Origin of the sequence: Caballeronia sp. NK8 (genome assembly GCF_018408855.1) — a bacterium.
Lineage (GTDB): Bacteria > Pseudomonadota > Gammaproteobacteria > Burkholderiales > Burkholderiaceae > Caballeronia.
Map to the genome: position 1 here is coordinate 1491374 of NZ_AP024322.1, position 19538 is coordinate 1510911.

A 19538-nucleotide genomic window follows, 5' to 3' on the forward strand; every position below is an offset into this window, starting at 1 on the left:
CCGCCTTACGGCCCGCTGTCATACTCGATGCGCGTCGCGGCCGGCTCGCGAAGCCTGGCGCCGCACGTCGATATCCGCATGGAGACGAGAACGATGAGAATTGCCCAGATTGCTCCGCTGACCGAATCGGTGCCGCCGAAGCTCTATGGCGGGACCGAGCGCGTCGTGTCGTACCTCACCGAGGCGCTCGTCGAGCTCGGGCACGAGGTGACGCTCTTCGCAACCGGCGATTCGCAGACCAGCGCCAACCTGGAAGCCGTGTGGCCGCGCGCGTTGCGGCTCGATCCGGCGATCCGCGACCGCATCGCGCCTCACATGCTGTTGATGGAACTGGTGCGCCGGCGCGCCGAGGAGTTCGACGTCCTGCACTTCCATATGGACTATTACTCTTTTTCGCTCTTCAAGCGTCAGGAGACGCCGTTTCTCACGACCATGCACGGCCGCCTCGATCTGCCCGAGCAGCAGCCGGTATTCGATACCTTCAACACGGCGCCCGTTGTCTCCATTTCAGATTCGCAACGGCATCCGCTGCCGCAGGCGAAGTGGATCACCACGGTCTATCACGGCTTGCCTGAAATGCTCTACACGCCGCAGCCGGTGCAGCAGAAGTATCTCGCGTTCCTCGGGCGCATTTCGCCGGAAAAGCGTGTCGATACCGCGATCCGCATCGCGGGCCGTTGCGGCCTGCCGATCAAAATCGCCGCCAAGGTCGATGCCGCCGATCACGAGTACTTCGAGCGCGAGATCGCGCCGTTGCTGGAGTTGCCGTACGTCGATTACGTCGGCGAGATCAACGACAGCCAGAAGGCCGAATTCCTGTCGGGCGCGCATGCGCTGCTGTTCCCGATCGACTGGCCGGAGCCCTTCGGGCTCGTGATGATCGAAGCGATGGCGTGCGGTACGCCGGTCATCGCGTTCAATCGCGGCTCGGTGCCGGAAGTGCTGGATGAGGGCGTCTCGGGCTTTATCGTCGAGGATGAAATCGGCGCGGTGGCCGCGGTGAACCGGCTGCACACGTTGCCGCGTGAGCGCGTGCGCGCGCGCTTCGAGGAGCGCTTCACGTCGCATCGCATGGCGCGGCAATATATCGACGCCTACCAGGCGGTCGTGCGCGCGCAAAAGCGTGCGCGCTTCAAGCTGATCGATCGCGCGACCACGTCCTGACCGGTCGAAAAAAACAGAAAAAAACCGCCGTGTGCCGTGACCCGAAGGTCGCGTCACACGGCGGTTTTGCATTCGCCGCGAAACGGCGCGCGCTCAGTACTTGATGCGCGACACCTTCGTGCCTTGCAGCGAGACATCGGCCATCAGACCGGCGTTGGTCAGCACGATGGCTTCGACCGGCTTCGTGGCCGTGGTCGTGTCGATCACGCCGTTCGCGCCCATCTTCACGAGCGCCACGGAGGCATCCGCACCCGCCGACCAGCCGTCGGAATTGCGGAATTTGTCGAGGGCGTCCTGCGTCATGAACAGGAAGATCAGCGCCTTCGATTGCGCACCCGCCTGCAGACCGAACGAGCCGGACGTCGTGCTGTAATAGCCGACGGTGCCGCCGCCCACGCGCAACGCGCCCTTGCCGTACTGCGCGCCGACGATGAAACCCGCCTGCAGCACCGATGGGAACACCAGCACGCCGCGCGCCTTCGCGACCAGTTCGCGCGAGCCGCCTACGGTGGAGTAGAGACGCTGCATGGTGCTGTCGACATCGGCGTCGATGGCACGGCGGTCATCGGAGGCGCCCGCGGCCGCTTCGGCGCCGGTATTCTTATTGGCCGTGCAGCCGGCAAGCGCGAGGCCTCCCAGTGCCAGAACGGCGGTCGACTTGAGCATGAAGTTTCGTCTTTGCATCATTGTTCTCCATCGTGGAATTTAGGAAACCCCATAAGAGCGGGAGGGTGAGGCACGCAAAGTTATAGCACAGCAAAGTGAAACACGAGCCTCGTCCCATGCGCCCACAGCCTTGTCACGCTTGGGTTGTCAGGTTTCGCAACATTTCGGGCTCGATCAATCGAACTTGAAGCTTACTCCGAACCCGGCCTCTAACCGCTGGCCGGGACGGTAAATTACATAAAACTTTCGATTGTTTGATCCGTCTCATATCAGGGTAGACGAAGCTTCGACTAAACCGAAGAGAAACGGCGTTTTCGCCCGAACGCGCCACCTCGAGGCAGGCATAATTTTCGTGCGCCTTGCCCTTTGGCATTGCGAAAACCGCAAAGGCAAGTAGCAACGACCGTACCCGGCCATCGTTCAGGGATGAGTCGTCGTTTTTACTTCGGCGTGCGAGGGCGACGGCGCATGCTGCGGACGCCGCAGCGCGCGCCTGATTCCGCCGATCAACATGCCGAGCACGAGCAGAAACGCGGCCGGCACGACCCAGTAGCCGACGAACGCGTGCCAGAGGTAATCCGCGAGCGTCGCCTTGCGATGCGCGAACTCGTCGAGCGCTTCCTGATGTCTGACCGCGTTGGCCGCGAGGATATCGGCGGGGCAGCCGGCAGCGCGTGCCTCGTCGGGCGACCCGTGGCAACGCCCGGCAGCGCCGGCGGCGCGCTGCGCGTCGGTCAGCTCCCAGGTCGAAAGCGACTTCTGGAGATCGACGTTGTTGTACGCCATCTCCTCGCGCACTTCATTGACCGCGACGATCAGCACCGGCACGAACCAGAACGTGATCACGACGAGCCACCGCCTGAACCAGCGGTTCTTGTGTCTCCATGCCATCCAATGCCTCCATGCGCGGCGTGTCGCCTCGCTCGAAACGGCGGCGGCCGATGGCGTGTTTCTTGTATTGGTGAGGGGGCCGCCTCCGCACCATCTTATGAGAAAAAGACGACGGTGCGAATCAATTGCTTGGGTGCAGTGCAATAACGGCGGCAAAAACGGGTGATTACGAAAGACGCCGCGCGCGAACGGCGCGGCGGTAAGGCAGTCGCCGCCAGCGATCAGCCCTTGTTGCTGAGGCAGCTCTTCATGAACGCCTTGCGGTCGTCGCCTTTCTTGTCTGCCGCCTGGCTGTTGCATGCGGTCATCTTCTGCTGTTGCGTCATCGGCGCGGAGGCGGCGGCCGGCGCTGCCGACAGACAGCTCTTCATGAATGCCTTGCGGTCGTCGCCTTTTTTGTCGCCCGCCTGTTTGTTGCAGTCCGACATCTTGTTTTGCTGGCTGTTGGCGGCCAAGGCTGCATTCGCACCGAGCGTCAGGCTCAGCACGGCGATGAGGGCGGTGGCTCGAATGGTCATGTGACGCTCCCTGATTTGATAGACGGTTATTTTTCGAGGCGGGTGTCCGTAGCGGCATGCCGCCCGAGGCATTATGGCAAACCCAATATGAACGGTGTGCGGCATAGGGTGAAATCGGGAGGGCGGGAATGAGGCTTGCAGGAAGCTTTCATGATCGGCATCAACGATGCTCTTCCGTGCATCGCAGCCGATCCGCACGAAGCAGGCTGCCGACGTATGATCGTGCGACGCATGTCCAACGCTCAAGGAGACGGTTCATGTCCACGCCGCTGTCCGACCATTACAAAGGCTTCGAAATCAAGGTGCAGGCATTGCGGCGCGCGAAGGAGCGCGACGAACCGGATGACGGTCCGCGTCACTTCGATATCGTCGTGACGATCGCGAGAAGCGCGCACGGCGACAGCGGCCGCTCGGTCATGTTCGGCGTGCCCGAACAGGAACCCTTCGACAGTCCGATCGATGCAACGCGCGCGGGCATCGACTACGCGCGCGACATCATCGACAACAAGGTGGAAGGGCAGTCGGTCGAAGATCTTTGAACGTCTCAAAGCTCTACACGTTAGCCCGATTGACCTCACGCGCCTCTCCAACGAGAATCGACGGCGAGCAAACGTTGAAACCACGCCCACAGGGCGACCGAAGGCAAGCGAAGTGTAATGGAGCGCGCGCGACAGGGCGCGCGCTGATCGCTTGCCCTGGCCGTCCGCGCGGCTCGACGCACGGCTCACGTTCGCTGCATCTCGCATGACCAACAAACCAGAACAAAGCACTGGAGATCCGCATGAACCGAACCATTCGCCGGCGCGTCGTCAAGGCCGCCGTCGCGCTCGCCGCGTGCGCGGCACTGCCGCTCGCCTCGTCATCCGTTTTCGCGCAAACGCCGGCCAAGCCGAAGGTCGCGCTCGTCATGAAGTCGCTCGCCAACGAGTTCTTCCTGACGATGGAAAACGGCGCGAAGGACTATCAGGCGCACAACGCCAGCCAGTTCGACCTGATCACCAACGGCATCAAGGACGAAACCGACACGGCCGCGCAGATCCGCATCGTCGAGCAGATGATCGTCTCGAAGGTCGACGCGCTCATCATTGCGCCGGCCGATTCGAAGGCGCTCGTGCCGGTGATCAAGAAGGCTGCGGACGCGGGCATCATCGTGGTGAACATCGACAACCGGCTCGATCCGGACGTGCTCAAGTCCAAGGATCTGAACGTGCCGTTCGTCGGCCCGGACAACAAGAAGGGCGCGCGCAAGGTCGGCGACTATCTCGCGCCCAAACTCAAGAAGGGCGATGAAGTCGCGATCATCGAAGGCGTGACCACCACCACGAACTCGCAGGCGCGCAGCGCGGGCTTCAAGGAAGCTATGGACGCGGCCGGCATGAAGGTCGTAGCGCTGCAATCGGGCGAATGGGAGATCGACAAGGGCAACGCGGTCGCCTCGCAGATCCTGAACGCCAACCCGAACGTGAAGGCGCTCCTGTGCGACAACGACAACATGGCGATCGGCGCGGTGTCGGCGATTCGCGCGGCGGGCAAGGCGGGCAAGGTGCAGGTCGTCGGCTTCGACAACATCGGCGCGATCAAGCCGATGCTCAAGGACGGCCGCGTGCTCGCGACGGCCGACCAGTACGCGGCGAAGCAGGCGGTGTTCGGCATCGACGTGGCGCTGAAGGCGATCGCCGGCCACAAGAAGCAGTCGGAGCTGTCGCAGGTCGTGGAAACGCCTGTCGATCTCATCACCAAGTGAGCCGGCGCGAATGCCTCAAGTTCGCGGCCATCGTGCCGATAACATGCTGACGTGCCCGTGAACCCAGCGAGGATGCACAGCGAGCCTTGAAGCGCCCCATGAACGGATCGAACGATGCGAACGTGCTGACGGTGACAGGCATCGGCAAGACTTACGTCGAGCCGGTGCTGGCGGACGTGTCGCTCGAACTCGTGCCTGGCGAAGTGCTCGCGCTGACCGGCGAGAACGGCGCGGGCAAGAGCACGCTGTCGAAGATCATCGGCGGGCTCACGGACCCGACCACCGGCACGATGACGCTCGCGGGCCAGCCGTACGCGCCGAAGACCCGCTCGGACGCCGAGGCGCTCGGCGTGCGTATGGTGATGCAGGAGCTGAATCTGCTGCCAACCTTGTCGGTGGCGGAGAACCTGTTCCTGAACCGCCTGCCGCGCCGGGGCGCGCTGGGCCGACTCGGCTGGATCGACCGCAAACGGCTTGCCGAAGACGCGCGCCACGCGATGGCGCAAGTCGGGCTCGACGCGATCGACCCGGACACGCTCGTCGGCAGCCTCGGCATCGGGCATCAGCAGATGGTGGAAATCGCGCGCAATCTGATCGGAGATTGCCGCGTGCTGATTCTCGACGAGCCGACCGCGATGCTCACCGCGCGCGAAGTCGATCTGCTGTTCGAGCAGGTCGAGCGACTGAAGGCGCGCGGCGTCGCGCTCGTGTACATCTCGCACCGGCTGGAGGAATTGCGGCGCATCGCCGAGCGCGCGGCCGTGCTGCGCGACGGACGCCTCGTGCACCTCGGCCCGATGGACGAACTCACGAGCGATCGCCTCGTCACGCTGATGGTCGGGCGCGAGATCGGCGAGCGCATCGATCTGGGCGAGCGCCGTATCGGCGGCGTCGCATTGAAGGTGGAAGGCATGACGCGCGGCGCCGTGGTGCGCGATGTCTCGTTCGACGTGCGCGCCGGCGAGATTTTCGGCGTGAGCGGGCTGATCGGCGCGGGCCGCACCGAGCTCATGCGGCTCATTTACGGCGCGGATCGCGCGGACGCGGGCACGGTGTCGATCGCGCGACACGGCGAGGCGCTGCGGCGCGTGTCGGTGCAATCGCCTTCGGATGCGGTCGAAGAAGGCATCGCGCTGATCACGGAGGATCGCAAGGGCGAGGGGCTGTTGCTCAGCCTGCCCATCGCCGCGAACGTTTCACTGGGCAACCTGGGCGCGGTGGCGCGGCGCGGAGTCGTCGACACGCGCCGGGAAGCGGCGCTCGCGCAACGCCAGATCGACGCGATGCGGATCCGCACGTCGGGCCCGGCGCAGGCGGTGTCGGAGCTGTCGGGCGGCAACCAGCAGAAGGTCGTGATCGGCCGCTGGCTCGCGCGCGATTGCTCGGTGTTGCTGTTCGACGAGCCGACGCGCGGGATCGACGTCGGCGCCAAGTTCGATATTTACGGGCTGATGGGCGCGCTGGCCCGCGAAGGGCGCGCGCTCGTCGTGGTGTCGAGCGATCTGCGCGAGCTGATGCTGATCTGCGACCGGATCGGCGTGATGTCCGCCGGACGCATGACAGGCGTGTTCGAGCGCGCGAACTGGACGCAGGACGCGCTGCTCGCGGCGGCGTTCTCGGGCTACGCGAAGCGCGAGGCGATCCTGCACGAGCCTATCGCGCCCGACGCGAAAGCGCCCGAAGACAACGTGGAGCATTGAATGAGCGAAGCGAACCTGCCCGCCGACGCGCCGAAGAGCACGAAAGGCGTCGGCACGCGTCTGGGCATTTCGAATTACCTCGGTCTCGCGGGCGCGCTCGCTGCGATGATCGCGCTGTTTTCGGTGCTGAGCCCGCACTTTCTGACGTACGACACGTTCAGCACGATCGCGAACCAGATTCCGGATCTGGTCGTGATGTCGGTGGGCATGACGTTCGTGCTGATCATCGCGAGCATCGATCTGTCGGTGGGATCGGTGCTCGCGCTGGGCGCGTCGGTGGTGAGCGTGGCCGCGCTCAAGTGGCACTGGCCGGCGTTTCCCGCCGCGCTGATCGGGCTGGCGGCCGCCGCGCTGACGGGCGCGGTGACCGGCCTCGTGACGGTGGCGTGGCGGATTCCGTCGTTCATCGTGTCGCTGGGCGTGCTGGAAGGCGCGCGCGGGCTCGCGTATCAGATGACGAACTCGCGCACGGCGTACATTGGAGATGCGTTCGATTTTCTGTCGAATCCGATCGCGTTCGGCATCTCGCCCGCGTTCCTGATCGCGGTCGCGGTGATGATAGTTGCGCACTTGGTCTTGACCCGGACGGTTTTTGGCCGATATCTCGTAGGGATCGGCACGAACGAGGAAGCGGTGCGGCTCGCGGGCGTCAATCCGCGCCCGTACAAGGTGATCGTGTTCGCGTTGATGGGCGCGCTGTCGGGGCTCGCGGCGCTGTTTCAGATCTCGCGGCTGGAGGCCGCCGATCCGAACGCCGGCGCCGGCGTGGAGCTGCAGGTGATCGCGGCGGTCGTGATCGGCGGCACGAGCCTGATGGGCGGGCGCGGCTCGGTCATCAGCACGTTTTTCGGCGTGTTGATCATCTCCGTGCTGGCGGCGGGTCTCGCGCAGATCGGCGCGAACGAGCCGACCAAGCGCATCATTACCGGCGCTGTGATTGTGGTGGCGGTGGTGCTGGACACATACCGCAGTAGACGCAAACGTGTGTAATTAGCGACTGAGCGGTAACTGAGCGGTGACTGGTTGAGGGACGGCGACGGCGCGCGCTCCGCACGGGGTGGAGAAGCGGCCGGCGACGGTAGTGAGCATGAGCAGGCAGGGCGCGGGGAAAGCAACGCGGCGCATGAAAACGATGAGCGCCGCACGCCTTACGACCAATAAGAGAGCAGCAGGACCTAAGAAAAGCGAAGGACGATGTATGGCGACGATCAAAGACGTGGCAGCCATTGCCGGGGTGTCGTTTACGACGGTATCCCACGTAGTGAACAATTCGCGGCCGGTGTCGGCCGACGTGCGGGCTAAAGTCGAGCGGGCGATCCGTGAGCTCGACTACGTGCCGTCGGCGGTCGCGCGCTCGCTGAAGGCGCGTTCGACGGCGACCATCGGGCTTTTGGTGCCGAACGCGACGAATCCGTATTTCGCCGAGCTTGCGCGCGGCGTCGAGGATGGCTGCGCGAAGAACGGCTATTGCGTGTTCTTCTGCAACTCCGACGACGATCCCGCGAAGCAGCGCAGCTATCTGCGCGTGCTGCAGGAAAAGCGCATCGACGGGCTGGTGATCGCGTCGGCGGGCGAGGACGCGGTGCTCGCGCAATGTCTCGCGGGGGCACGCGAGCCGCTCGTGATCGTCGATCGCAATATCGAGGGGCTGCAATCGGACCTCGTGCAGATCGATCACGAAAAGGGCGCGTATCTCGCCACGCGGCACTTGCTGCAACTCGGGCACTCGCAGATCGGCTGCATCACCGGACCGGTCGCGACCGCCGTTTCCGCGATGCGCCTGCACGGCTTCATCCGCGCGATGGCGGAACGCGGCATCGAGATCGCGCCGAACGCGATCGTGCAGAGCGACTTCTCCGCGACAGGCGGTTACGCCGCGGCCTCGCAATTGCTGGACAACATGAAGCCGACCGCGATCTTCGCGTGCAACGACATGATGGGCATCGGCGCGCTGCGTGCGGCGGCCGAGCGCCACATCAACGTGCCGACGGATTGCTCGATCATCGGCTTCGACGATGTCGAGCTGTCGCGCTACACCTATCCGGCCTTGTCGACGGTCGGACAGTCGGTGCGCGCGCTCGGCGAAATGGCCGCGCAGACGCTGATCGACCGGATCACCGGCAAGCTGACCGGAACGACGCGCCGGCGCGTGGTGCCGCCGCGCCTCGTGCGCCGCGAATCGACCGCGGTGGTGCCGGAAGCGCGGCGCGCCGCGAATGGATAACGAACGCTGTTAAAAGGAAGCAAGATGGGCGATGCAGGCAGGACCGGCCGCGTGACCGTGGTCGGCAGTCTCAACATGGATCTCGTCGCGCGCGCGCCGCGGCTGCCGCGGCCGGGCGAGACGCTCGCCGGGCACGCGTTCGCGCAGGTGCCGGGCGGCAAGGGCGGCAATCAGGCGGTCGCGGCGGCACGGCTGGGCGCCCAGGTCACGATGATCGGCTGCGTCGGTAACGACTCGAACGGCGCGACGCTCAAGGCCAGCCTGGAAGCGGAGGGCATCGACTGCACCGCGCTCGCGACCAGCACGGACGCGCCGACGGGCGTCGCGCTCATCGTCGTCGATGACGCGAGCCAGAACGCCATCGTCATCGTCGCGGGCAGCAATGCCGAGGTGTCGCCCACGCGCATCGAGGCGCACGAAGCGCTGCTCGCGCAAGCCGACGTCGTCGTCTGCCAGCTCGAAACGCCGCTGGAAACCGTGCGCGCCGCGCTCGCCACCGGCCGGCGGCTCAAACGCGTGACGGTGCTCAATCCCGCGCCCGCCGCACGCAAACTGCCGCCGGACTGGTTTCCGCTCATCGACTATCTGATTCCGAACGAACTGGAAGCGGCGACGCTGTCGGGCGTCGCCATCGACACGCCGGACGACGCGCGCCGCGCCGCGCAGGCGCTCAAGGCGAAGGGCGCGCGCAACGTGATCGTGACGCTCGGCGCGCAAGGCGTGCTCGCGCTGCTCGACGGCGCCGGCGATGACGGCGTGCATCTGCCGTCGCCGCAAGTCGACGCCGTCGATACGACCGCCGCCGGCGACACCTTTATCGGCGGCTTCGCGGCGGAGCTCGCGCGCGGCGCGGCCGCGATGGATGCGATCGGCTTCGGCCAGCGCGCCGCCGCCATCGCGGTCACGCGCGAAGGCGCGCAGCCATCCATTCCGCACCGCAGCGAAATTTCGGCATAACTTTTCAATGTTCGTTGAAAAACGGCGCGCCTGACGCGCCGTTTTCTTTTCATACGAAACAATTCCCTCAAGTGCTCAGGCTTTCGCGCCGTTTACGTCGATAGCGGACGCGCGATCCTCGCGCGCACGCCCCATCGACGGAAAGGACGGCGCGCATCGGCCGCGCGGACGTCAGCCGGCGCGTTTTCGGACAATGTCCCGCGCGCCGGCCGTCAAATCGGCCGGGAGACCCGCTCGCAAGCGGCATCAGGGAAAACTCAATGAAAAAGGCTTTGACGATCAAGGCGCGCCTCGGCATCTCGATGGCGTTTCTGGGTGCGCTGCTCATCGCGATCGGCGCGCTGGGGCTCACCGGCATGAGCCATTCGAACGGCGCGTTCCTCAACACCTACGCCGTGCAGATGCCCGCCGCGATCGCGGTCGGCAACGCGGAAATGTACGCGGCGCGCGAGCGGCTCGTGTTCGATCGCGCGGCGCTGCTCGCCGGCACGCCCGAAGTGGCCGCGACCGTCGAGCGCGCGCGCATGATGCGCGAGCGCGCCGACGGCTTCTGGAAGGAATACACGTCGCTGCCGCAGTCGCCGGAGGAAAGGCGTCTCGCCGAGACGGCGCAGGACCGGCGTCTCGCGCTGCAAGGCGTCGTCGACAAGGGCATCGCGGCGGTGCTGGCGAACGATCACGACGGCATCATCGCGAACGCCAAGTCGATGCAGTCCACCTATAACGAACTCGCCAACGCGAACGACGCGCTGCGCAAGTTTCTGACCGAAGCGTCGAAGAAGAGCTACGAGGAGACGCAAAGCCGCTTCCTGTGGTTCCGCGCGCTGAGCCTTGCCGCCGTCGCGCTCGGCATGGCGGCGGCCGCGTTCGCGTGGGTGTCGCTGCGGCGCGCGATCGCGCGGCCGCTCGAAGCCGCGCTCGGCCACTTCGAGGCGATCGCCGCAGGCGATCTGCGCCGCGAGGTCGTCGTCACGTCGCGCGACGAAATGGGGCAGTTGCTCGAAGGCCTCGCCAGGATGCGCACGAGCCTGCTGACGACCGTGCGCACCGTGCGCTCGGGCAGCGAATCGATCGCCTCGGCGACGCAGCAAATCGCCGCAGGCAATACCGATCTGTCGTCGCGCACGGAGGAACAGGCGTCGGCGCTGCAGGAAACCGCGTCGAGCATGGAAGAGCTGACCGGCACCGTCCGCCAGAACGCCGACAACGCGCGGCAGGCGAGCGCGCTCGCGGCGAACGCGTCGGAGATCGCGGGCAAGGGCAGCGCGGTGGTCACGCAGGTCGTCGATACCATGCGGGAGATCAACGGCAGCTCGTCGAAGATCGCGGACATCATCACGATCATCGAGGGCATCGCGTTCCAGACCAATATTCTCGCGCTCAATGCGGCGGTCGAGGCGGCGCGCGCGGGCGAGGAAGGGCGCGGCTTCGCGGTGGTCGCGGGCGAGGTGCGCAGCCTGGCGCAGCGCTCGTCGGCGGCGGCGAAGGAAATCAAGGAACTGATCGACACCTCGGTGGCGCGCGTGCGGACCGGTACGACGCTCGTCGACGAAGCGGGCCGCACGATGAGCGAGATCATCGGCGCGGTGCAGCGCGTGACCGACATCATGGGCGAAATCGCGGCGGCGTCGGAGGAGCAGTCGAGCGGCATCGATCAGGTGTCGCGCGCGGTCACGCAGATGGACGAAGTGACGCAGCAGAACGCGGCGCTCGTCGAGGAGGCGGCCGCCGCCGCGCAGTCGCTCGAAGATCAGGCCGCGCGGCTGCGGCAGGCAGTGGCGGTGTTCCAGGTCGCGGACGGCGTCACGCCCGCCGTGACGAAACCCGCGCCGGCGGCGAACATTGCATCGCCTGCAACGGTGGCCGCGCTCGTCGCGCGAAAGCCCGTCGCGGCGGCGCCGGCGAAGCGCGCCGCGCCCGTTTCGGCGGGCGCGCCCCGGACGGCGGCAACCGCGGATGCAGGCGGCGACTGGGAGACCTTCTGAGCGGCGCATGACGCGAATGCGCGCGAATCCACACGCGCGCGACCAATGCCGATCCGGTAACCCGTACACTGACGGGTGTGCGTCACCGTTCACTCGAGGATATGAACATGACCGGATCGACACTCGCCGCGAAACTCGCGGACGCCCGCCGCCGGCATCAACTGATCGACGTGCTGGAGCCCGCCGACCTCCCGGCCGACACGCCTACCGCCTACGCGATCCAGCACGAGATGCTGAGAGAGTCGGACGGGCGCATCGGCGCGTGGAAGATCGGCGCCCGCGCGCCCGACGCGCTCGCCACGGGCGCGCCGATCGACGCCGCGCTGGTCCATGTTTCACCGGCGCGGCTGCCCTTCGAATCGTTCTTTCGCGTGCTGGTGGAACTCGAGATCGCGTTTCGCTTCGCGTATGCGCTGCCCGCGCGACACGACCCTTACACGCGCGACGAAGTGTTCGATGCGATCGGCGGCGTCGCGGTCGCGCTCGAAGTGGTCGACAGCCGTTTCGCGCAGTGGCCCAATCTCGACCCGCTCGCCCAGCTCGCGGATTCGCAGAACAACGGCGCGCTCGTCGTGTCGGGCATGGAGCCTTATGACGTGATCGCGCCGGGCTTCGACTTCCTCACGCCGCGCCTGGAATTCACACTCGATGGCATGTCGATCGCGCCTGCCGCGCTCGGCAATCCGGCGGGCGACCCGCGCGAATTGCTGCCGTGGCTCGTCAACCATTGTTCCCGCATGGGTTTGACCGTCGAACCCTTCTGGACGATCACCACAGGCTCCTACACCGGCGCGGTTCGCGTCGACGGACCAGCAATGCTGCATGGCGCGATCGATCGCATCGGCGAACTGGAACTGGTGCTCGCATGAGGACGGAAACACCATACATCGGGAACGGTTATTGATGAACTCGCGCCAGCGTGAGCAAGGTCGCATTGGCGGACAAGACCAGTGGATATGTAGCGGGGAGCGCGCGGCAACGAACAGGCAGGAACGATGTCGAGCAAGAGGATAGAGTCATTGGGATGAGGATTGTAGGTGAACGAAAATAACTCACCAAGCTAGGAATTCTTCGAAGCAAATGAACAACGCAAGTGCGTGAAAAAAAATTCGAAAGGGTTTAGGATGATTTCAAGCGATGTCGTTTCGATTACGCGCGTTGCGCACGGCATAGCTTTCTGACTTCGGCGAGGAGGTAGCATGGATATCTACAGCAGTTTCGCGACCCGCTTCGAAAAAACCCGCGAGGAGGAATTCTCGCTCGAAGAGTATCTCGCGCTCTGCAAAGAAGATCCGGCCACATACGCAACAGCGGGCGAACGCATGTTGACGGCCATCGGGGAACCGGAGATGGTCGACACTCGCCTCGACCCGCGTTTATCGCGTGTGTTTGCAAACAAGAACATCAAGGTGTACCCCGCGTTCCGCGAGTTCTACGGCATGGAGGACGTGATCGAGAACGTGGTGTCGTACTTCCGGCACGCGTCGCAGGGTCTCGAAGAAAAGAAGCAGATTCTTTATCTGCTGGGTCCGGTGGGCGGCGGCAAGTCGTCGATCGCCGAACGGCTGAAGCAGCTCATGGAGCGCGTGCCGTTCTATTCGCTCAAGGGCTCGCCCGTCAACGAATCGCCGCTCGGTCTCTTCGATTACGACGAGGACGGTCCGGTGCTCGAAGAGCAGTACGGCATTCCGCGCCGCTATCTCAAGAGCATCCTCTCACCGTGGGCCGTGAAGCGCCTGCACGAGTACAACGGCGACATCCGCAAGTTCCGCGTGGTGCGCCGCTATCCGTCGATCCTTCGCCAGATCGGCATCGCGAAGACGGAACCGGGTGACGAGAACAATCAGGACATCTCGTCGCTCGTCGGCAAGGTGGACATCCGCAAGCTCGAAACCTATTCGCAGGACGACGCGGACGCATACAGCTATTCCGGCGGCCTGTGCCTCGCCAACCAGGGCCTGCTCGAATTCGTCGAAATGTTCAAGGCGCCGATCAAGGTGCTGCACCCGCTGCTCACCGCGACCCAGGAAGGCAACTTCAAGGGCACGGAAGGCTTCGGCGCGATTCCGTTCGACGGCGTCATCCTCGCGCACTCGAACGAGTCGGAGTGGAAGGCGTTCCGCAACAACAAGAACAACGAAGCACTGCTCGACCGTATCTTCGTGGTGAAGGTGCCGTACTGCCTGCGCTACGGCGAAGAGATCAAGATCTACGAGAAGCTGCTGCGCAATTCGTCCCTCGCCGAGGCGGTTTGCGCACCGGGCACGCTCAAGATGATGGCGCAGATGGCCGTGCTCACGCGACTGCACGAACCGGAGAACTCGAGCCTGTTTTCGAAGATGCAGGTCTACGATGGCGAGAACCTGAAGGACACGGACCCGAAGGCGAAGTCGTATCAGGAGTATCGCGATTACGCGGGTGTCGACGAAGGCATGACGGGCGTCTCCACGCGCTTCGCGTTCAAGATCCTGTCGCGCGTCTTCAACTTCGATTCGAGCGAGGTCGCCGCGAACCCGGTGCACTTGATGTACGTGCTCGAACAGCAGATCGAGCGCGAGCAGTTCCCGCCGGAAACGGAGCAGAAGTATCTGTCGTTCATCAAGGACGTGCTGGCTTCGCGCTATGCCGAGTTCATCGGCAAGGAGATTCAGACCGCTTATCTGGAGTCGTATTCGGAGTATGGACAAAACATCTTCGACCGCTATGTGACGTACGCCGACTTCTGGATTCAGGACCAGGAGTTCCGCGATCACGACACCGGCGAGAGCTTCGACCGCGCGGCATTGAACGCCGAACTGGAGAAGATCGAGAAGCCCGCGGGCATCAGCAACCCGAAGGATTTCCGCAACGAGATCGTGAACTTCGTGTTGCGCGCGCGTGCGGCCAACGGCGGCAAGAACCCCGCGTGGATCAGTTACGAGAAGCTGCGCGTGGTGATCGAGAAGAAGATGTTCTCCAATACCGAAGAACTTCTGCCGGTGATTTCGTTCAACGCAAAGGGATCGGCCGAAGAGCAACGCAAGCACGAGGACTTCGTCAATCGCATGGTCGCGAAGGGCTACACGCCGAAGCAGGTGCGCCTGCTGTGCGACTGGTATCTGCGCGTGCGCAAGTCGTCGTGATGTAGAGTAGGGAATGACGGGAGTGGGCGCGCTTGGTGCCTGGCTCCCGTCCCGCGCAAAAGCGATAGTTAGAATGTCCATACCGCTCAGGCGTGCGGATTGCGTCCAGGCGGTCCAATGGACACTTTGCGAGACGAAAGACGCCGCGCACCGCCGTTCGATTGCGCAGCGCCTCTCAACCTCGCCCATAACGCGGGAGACTGGATGTGCTGCACCAAATCATCGACCGCAGGTTAGCCGGCAAGAACAAGAGCATCGCCAACCGCGAACGCTTCCTGCGACGCGTCAAGAGTTACATTCGCCGCGCGGTTTCCGACGCGGTGCGTGATCGCAGCATCAAAGACATTCAAAGCACGCAAAGCATCACGATCCCCAAGAAGGACATCTCTGAGCCCTCGTTCCGTCACGGACCGGGCGGCAAGCGTGAGTTCGTTCATCCTGGTAACGCCGATTACATTCGCGGCGACAAGATTCCGCGTCCGCCGGGCGGCGCGGGAGGCGGCGGCAAGAGCGCCAGCAACGAGGGCGAAGGGCAGGATGATTTCGTCTTCGAACTGTCGCGCGAAGAATTCATGCAGTATTTCTTCGACGATCTCGAACTGCCACGCCTCGTGAAGACCCAATTGCTGGCCGTGCCGACGTGGAAGAACGTGCGCGCAGGCTGGGCGGCGGAAGGCACGCCGAACAATATCGATGTGGTGAGATCGTTGCGCTCCGCGCTCGGGCGCCGTATCGCGCTGGGCTGGCCGCTCGCGTCGCAGTTGCGCGAGATGGAACGCCAGCTCGAACAGTTGAAGGAAGAGGGCGCCGAGCCGGAAGAGATTGCGCGGCTCGAAGCGGACATCGTCATCATGCAGGGCCGCATCACGCGCATTCCGTTCATCGATCCGTTCGATCTGCGCTATATCAACCGCGTGAAGCAGCCCACGCCATCGAGCAAGGCGGTGATGTTCTGCCTGATGGACGTTTCAGGCTCGATGGACGAGCAGCGCAAGGACTTGTCCAAGCGCTTCTTCATCCTCTTGTATCTGTTCCTGCAACGCAACTACGAGAAGATCGAAGTCGTGTTCATCCGGCACCATACGCGCGCCGAGGAAGTGGATGAGGAGACGTTCTTCCATTCGACGGAAAGCGGCGGCACGGTTGTGTCGAGCGCGCTCGAACTCATGAAGAAGATCATGGACGAGCGTTACTCGCCGACTGAATGGAACATTTACGGCGCGCAGGCATCCGACGGCGACAACTGGACGGACGATTCCCCGAAGTGCCGCAAGCTGCTGGCGGAAGACATCCTGCCGAAGGTCCGGTATTTTGCCTATATTCAAGTAGCGCCGGAAGAGCAGAATCTCTGGCTGGAGTATGCTCAACTCGCCTTGGGCGCGCCTGAACTGGCGATGAAAAAAGTCGATTCGGCGGCGGACATCTACCCGGTGTTCCGCGAGCTGTTCGAAAAGCAGCAGGCGGCCGCATGACGAGCGGGCATTTGCAAAACGAAACGCGGGGGTATCAGCTGGAAAGCACGGACGATCGTCTTGCTTCCCGGCTCGGTCCCGAAGCGGGACAACGCAAGGCGTCCGCAGAGATGGAAGAGGCGCACGAGGAAGGCAGAATGAATGTTGCAGAGAAGCGGCGGCCATTGCCGTGCCCGTCGGACTGGACGGTCGAGCTGATCGAGGAATACGACGCCGAAATTTCCCGCGTCGCGAATCGCTATGGTCTCGACACCTATCCCATCCAGCTCGAGATCATCAGCTCCGAGCAGATGATGGATGCCTATGCTTCCGTCGGCATGCCGGTGAATTATCGGCACTGGTCGTTCGGCAAGCACTTTCTCGCGACGGAGAAAGGCTATCGGCGCGGGCAGATGGGCCTCGCGTACGAAATCGTGATCAACTCGAATCCCTGCATCGCGTATCTCATGGAAGAGAACACCATGACGATGCAGGCGCTCGTGATCGCCCACGCGGCGTACGGGCACAACTCGTTCTTCAAGGGCAACTATCTGTTCCGTCTGTGGACGGACGCGCACGCGATCATCGATTACCTCGTCTATGCGAAGAATTACATCGCCGAGTGCGAGGAGCGGTATGGCCTGGATCGCGTGGAGGAACTGCTCGATTCGTGTCACGCGCTGATGAACTACGGCGTCGATCGCTACAAGCGGCCGCAAAAGCTGTCGCTGGCGAAGGAAGCTGCAATGCGGCGCGAGCGTGAAGCGTATCTGCAATCGCAGGTCAACGAACTGTGGCGCACGCTGCCGAAGGGCAAGGAGCCGACCGCGGAAGAAACCGAAAGCCGCTATCCGCCGGAGCCGCAGGAGAATCTGTTGTACTTCGCGGAGAAGAACGCGCCCTTGCTGGAGCCGTGGGAGCGCGAAGTCATTCGCATCGTGCGCAAGATCGGCCAGTATTTTTATCCGCAGCGGCAGACGCAGGTCATGAACGAAGGCTGGGCGACGTTCTGGCATTACACGCTGCTGAACACGCTCTACAACGAAGGCCGTCTCGAAGACAGCTTCATGATGGAGTTTCTGCATTCGCACTCGAACGTCGTGTATCAGCCGCCGGTGACGAAGCCGTATTACAGCGGCATCAATCCGTACGCGCTCGGCTTTTCGATGATGAGCGATATCCGCCGCATCTGCGAAAACCCGACGGACGAAGACCGCGAATGGTTCCCGGAGCTCGCGGGCAGCGACTGGCTGGAGTCCCTGCATTACGCGATGCGTAATTTCAAGGATGAGAGTTTCATCGCGCAGTATCTGTCGCCGCACCTGATTCGCGAGATGCGTCTATTCTCGATTCTCGACGACGACATGCGCGACGCGCTGGAAGTGTCGGCGATTCATGACGGCAGCGGGTATCGGTATGTGCGCCAGGCGTTGTCGCGACAGTATGATATTCATCATCGCGAGCCGAATATTCAGGTGTATTCGGTGAATACGCGCGGTGATCGGAGTCTGACGCTGCGTCACTTCATGACCGATAATCGCCATCTCGCGAACGATAGCGACGAAGTGCTCAAGCACATGGCGCGCTTGTGGCAGTTCGATGTTTATCTGGAAAGCGTCGATGAGAATGGCACGGTGAGGAAGCGGTTCGATTGCCGGTATGTGGCGCCGAATGTGCGGTAGGGTTTGTTTCGTTGAAGGCAGGTTGAACCGGCTCCTTGTGGGCCGGTTTTTTATTGGGGCTTGCTGGTTGATTTACTTTGTCGCAGCGGATGCCATTTCGGTCTTTTCGCCCGAAAAATAAGAGAATTCGTGTAAACACACGCGGAAAAGGAGACGAGAATCAGTGTGTGGGCACACTAAATTAACGGTTAAGGAGCGAATATGGCCGTCGATACACCACCAAGGACCGGACTTGAGAAATGGAAAGATGGGATAAGAGCAGCAACGAAAAATGAGAAATGGAATAGTTGGGATGGTGAAATCCAGACGGCAGTCAGCGAATACAACCATCATCTCGTTAGTGCGACAGGGTGCTTCTTCCTCGACTGGCGCCTGATCAAGGCGATATTGTGGGTCGAGTCCGGCGCGAACAACCCGGAATGGCAAATCAAGCCAATGCGAATCGGAGTAGCGGGCGACCCCGGATTGCCATCGTTCCTTTCAGGTAAAGAAGGCGGCGAGTTGATTCTACCTTCGATGTGGGAAGGCAGACTCACGATAGCGTCGGCCCGATCGATCCCTGCCCATAACATACGTGCCGGCATCGGTTACTTGCTCATGCGTATGGCCAATTTCAAGTATCGCAGCGTACTGGACACCAACGCGACAGTCTATGAGGTTACGGTCAAGGCAGGCGATAGTCTCGAAAAGATTGCCAAGGCACAGGGAAGCACGGTCGAGGTATTGAAAAACTTGAATCCGATGGCGAGCATGCTGCAACCTGGGCAGGTTTTGAAATATCAGAAAGCGTCGATCAAAAGAGTCATTACGGGCTGGCGGCACTTATCGCCGTCGTCCGTCGCGAATTACTATAATGGGGACGGTGATTCCGACTACGTGGAGAAACTTGAATTTGTATTGGAGTCGATTCGATCGCCAAAGGAGGGTGAATTTTGCGTGCAATAAATAAGGTATTTTCAGGATTGTTAGCAATCTGCATCCCGGCAGTTGTTCTCGCCACTCCCGCAAATCGTGCTTTACGCGAACAATGCAGCGAGTTTTCCCAAGCAGGAGTGCGGGATTGTCTTGCAACGAAAGCTGACGAGAGCCAACAAGCACTCACGCGCGCGGAAAACGACGCTGTAAACGCACTAGAAAAATGGGACGAGGATGATAAATATGTCCGTATAGCCAAAGCCAATCTGGCCAATTCGAACAGGATATTCTCTCAATATCGTAAAGCGCAATGCAAGTTTTCCCAGTCGCTCAGCGGCGGCGGGGCTGGGGATTCCCACGAAATTCGGCGACTCGCATGCGTTGCCGAATTAAACGGCAATCGTGCCGAACAGTTGCGTGACGCTGCTTCCGCATTACATTTCAGATAGACAACAAACCGACGACAGGCAAACACCCACTGAGTATTTGCCTGATTTTATAAAATAGAATCAAGTTCGC

17 protein-coding genes are annotated in these 19538 nt (G+C 62.7%); 14 read left to right on the forward strand and 3 right to left on the reverse strand.

The window, feature by feature from the left end; all coding sequences use genetic code 11:
• Nucleotides 1-93: 93 nt before the first annotated feature.
• Nucleotides 94-1164: a glycosyltransferase family 4 protein gene (locus NK8_RS07185; protein WP_213228363.1), complete on the forward strand. Its 1071-nt coding sequence runs from the start codon at nucleotides 94-96 to the stop codon at nucleotides 1162-1164.
• Between the two features lie 93 nt (nucleotides 1165-1257).
• Here NK8_RS07185 and NK8_RS07190 read toward each other — a convergent pair whose 3' ends face one another.
• From NK8_RS07190 to NK8_RS07200, 3 genes are all read right to left on the reverse strand, one after another.
• The gene (locus tag NK8_RS07190) at nucleotides 1258-1848 is read right to left on the reverse strand and encodes a YSC84-related protein (RefSeq protein ID WP_162066805.1); all 591 of its coding nucleotides are present in this window, start codon (nucleotides 1846-1848) and stop codon (nucleotides 1258-1260) included.
• 402 nt (nucleotides 1849-2250) lie between these two features.
• A complete protein-coding gene (locus tag NK8_RS07195) occupies nucleotides 2251-2721 on the reverse strand; it encodes a hypothetical protein (protein WP_213228365.1) in 471 nt (156 codons plus the stop codon).
• Between the two features lie 221 nt (nucleotides 2722-2942).
• A complete protein-coding gene (locus NK8_RS07200) occupies nucleotides 2943-3239 on the reverse strand; it encodes a PsiF family protein (protein ID WP_162065622.1) in 297 nt (98 codons plus the stop codon).
• Nucleotides 3240-3496: 257 nt separating this feature from the next.
• Between NK8_RS07200 and NK8_RS07205 the strand changes: the two genes are divergently transcribed.
• The 13 genes from NK8_RS07205 (at nucleotide 3497) to NK8_RS07265 (ending at nucleotide 19468) form a co-directional block, all read left to right on the forward strand.
• Complete coding sequence (locus NK8_RS07205; RefSeq protein WP_162065623.1) at nucleotides 3497-3778, forward strand: hypothetical protein; 282 nt, start codon at nucleotides 3497-3499, stop codon at nucleotides 3776-3778.
• 242 nt (nucleotides 3779-4020) lie between these two features.
• Nucleotides 4021-4983 carry a sugar ABC transporter substrate-binding protein gene (locus NK8_RS07210; protein WP_162065624.1) on the forward strand — a complete coding sequence of 321 codons (963 nt, stop codon included), beginning with the start codon at nucleotides 4021-4023 and terminating at the stop codon, nucleotides 4981-4983.
• A 98-nt stretch (nucleotides 4984-5081) separates the two neighbouring features.
• On the forward strand, nucleotides 5082-6683 hold the full coding sequence (locus NK8_RS07215; protein ID WP_213228367.1) for a sugar ABC transporter ATP-binding protein: 1602 nt from the start codon (nucleotides 5082-5084) through the stop codon (nucleotides 6681-6683).
• Complete coding sequence (locus NK8_RS07220) at nucleotides 6684-7673, forward strand: ABC transporter permease (RefSeq protein WP_162065626.1); 990 nt, start codon at nucleotides 6684-6686, stop codon at nucleotides 7671-7673.
• Between the two features lie 208 nt (nucleotides 7674-7881).
• Nucleotides 7882-8907, forward strand: a complete 1026-nt coding sequence (locus tag NK8_RS07225; protein ID WP_162065627.1) for a LacI family DNA-binding transcriptional regulator — start codon at nucleotides 7882-7884, stop codon at nucleotides 8905-8907.
• Between the two features lie 24 nt (nucleotides 8908-8931).
• The gene (gene rbsK / locus NK8_RS07230) at nucleotides 8932-9864 is read left to right on the forward strand and encodes a ribokinase (protein ID WP_213228369.1); all 933 of its coding nucleotides are present in this window, start codon (nucleotides 8932-8934) and stop codon (nucleotides 9862-9864) included.
• Nucleotides 9865-10124: 260 nt separating this feature from the next.
• The gene (locus tag NK8_RS07235) at nucleotides 10125-11849 is read left to right on the forward strand and encodes a methyl-accepting chemotaxis protein (protein ID WP_213228371.1); all 1725 of its coding nucleotides are present in this window, start codon (nucleotides 10125-10127) and stop codon (nucleotides 11847-11849) included.
• A gap of 107 nt (nucleotides 11850-11956) precedes the next feature.
• Nucleotides 11957-12718 carry a hydratase gene (locus NK8_RS07240; RefSeq protein WP_213228373.1) on the forward strand — a complete coding sequence of 254 codons (762 nt, stop codon included), beginning with the start codon at nucleotides 11957-11959 and terminating at the stop codon, nucleotides 12716-12718.
• A gap of 330 nt (nucleotides 12719-13048) precedes the next feature.
• On the forward strand, nucleotides 13049-14971 hold the full coding sequence (locus NK8_RS07245) for a PrkA family serine protein kinase (protein WP_162065631.1): 1923 nt from the start codon (nucleotides 13049-13051) through the stop codon (nucleotides 14969-14971).
• Between the two features lie 206 nt (nucleotides 14972-15177).
• The gene (locus NK8_RS07250; RefSeq protein ID WP_213228375.1) at nucleotides 15178-16443 is read left to right on the forward strand and encodes a YeaH/YhbH family protein; all 1266 of its coding nucleotides are present in this window, start codon (nucleotides 15178-15180) and stop codon (nucleotides 16441-16443) included.
• Complete coding sequence (locus tag NK8_RS07255) at nucleotides 16440-18104, forward strand: SpoVR family protein (protein WP_213228377.1); 1665 nt, start codon at nucleotides 16440-16442, stop codon at nucleotides 18102-18104. The genes NK8_RS07250 and NK8_RS07255 overlap by 4 nt, the downstream gene beginning before the upstream one ends.
• Before the next feature lie 201 nt (nucleotides 18105-18305).
• Nucleotides 18306-19049, forward strand: a complete 744-nt coding sequence (locus tag NK8_RS07260) for a LysM peptidoglycan-binding domain-containing protein (protein ID WP_213228379.1) — start codon at nucleotides 18306-18308, stop codon at nucleotides 19047-19049.
• Nucleotides 19037-19468: a lysozyme inhibitor LprI family protein gene (locus NK8_RS07265; RefSeq protein WP_213228381.1), complete on the forward strand. Its 432-nt coding sequence runs from the start codon at nucleotides 19037-19039 to the stop codon at nucleotides 19466-19468. The genes NK8_RS07260 and NK8_RS07265 overlap by 13 nt, the downstream gene beginning before the upstream one ends.
• The last annotated feature ends 70 nt before the right edge of the window (nucleotides 19469-19538 follow it).

Coding starts and splice junctions, on each gene's coding strand:
- NK8_RS07205 (WP_162065623.1), top strand. CDS start 3,497: ATGTCCACGCCGCTGTCCGACCATTACAAAGGCTTCGAAATCAAGGTG.
- NK8_RS07220 (WP_162065626.1), top strand. CDS start 6,684: ATGAGCGAAGCGAACCTGCCCGCCGACGCGCCGAAGAGCACGAAAGGC.
- NK8_RS07240 (WP_213228373.1), top strand. CDS start 11,957: ATGACCGGATCGACACTCGCCGCGAAACTCGCGGACGCCCGCCGCCGG.
- NK8_RS07210 (WP_162065624.1), top strand. CDS start 4,021: ATGAACCGAACCATTCGCCGGCGCGTCGTCAAGGCCGCCGTCGCGCTC.
- NK8_RS07195 (WP_213228365.1), bottom strand. CDS start 2,721: ATGGCATGGAGACACAAGAACCGCTGGTTCAGGCGGTGGCTCGTCGTG.
- NK8_RS07225 (WP_162065627.1), top strand. CDS start 7,882: ATGGCGACGATCAAAGACGTGGCAGCCATTGCCGGGGTGTCGTTTACG.
- NK8_RS07190 (WP_162066805.1), bottom strand. CDS start 1,848: ATGCAAAGACGAAACTTCATGCTCAAGTCGACCGCCGTTCTGGCACTG.
- NK8_RS07255 (WP_213228377.1), top strand. CDS start 16,440: ATGACGAGCGGGCATTTGCAAAACGAAACGCGGGGGTATCAGCTGGAA.
- NK8_RS07260 (WP_213228379.1), top strand. CDS start 18,306: ATGGCCGTCGATACACCACCAAGGACCGGACTTGAGAAATGGAAAGAT.
- NK8_RS07200 (WP_162065622.1), bottom strand. CDS start 3,239: ATGACCATTCGAGCCACCGCCCTCATCGCCGTGCTGAGCCTGACGCTC.
- rbsK (WP_213228369.1), top strand. CDS start 8,932: ATGGGCGATGCAGGCAGGACCGGCCGCGTGACCGTGGTCGGCAGTCTC.
- NK8_RS07245 (WP_162065631.1), top strand. CDS start 13,049: ATGGATATCTACAGCAGTTTCGCGACCCGCTTCGAAAAAACCCGCGAG.
- NK8_RS07185 (WP_213228363.1), top strand. CDS start 94: ATGAGAATTGCCCAGATTGCTCCGCTGACCGAATCGGTGCCGCCGAAG.
- NK8_RS07215 (WP_213228367.1), top strand. CDS start 5,082: ATGAACGGATCGAACGATGCGAACGTGCTGACGGTGACAGGCATCGGC.
- NK8_RS07235 (WP_213228371.1), top strand. CDS start 10,125: ATGAAAAAGGCTTTGACGATCAAGGCGCGCCTCGGCATCTCGATGGCG.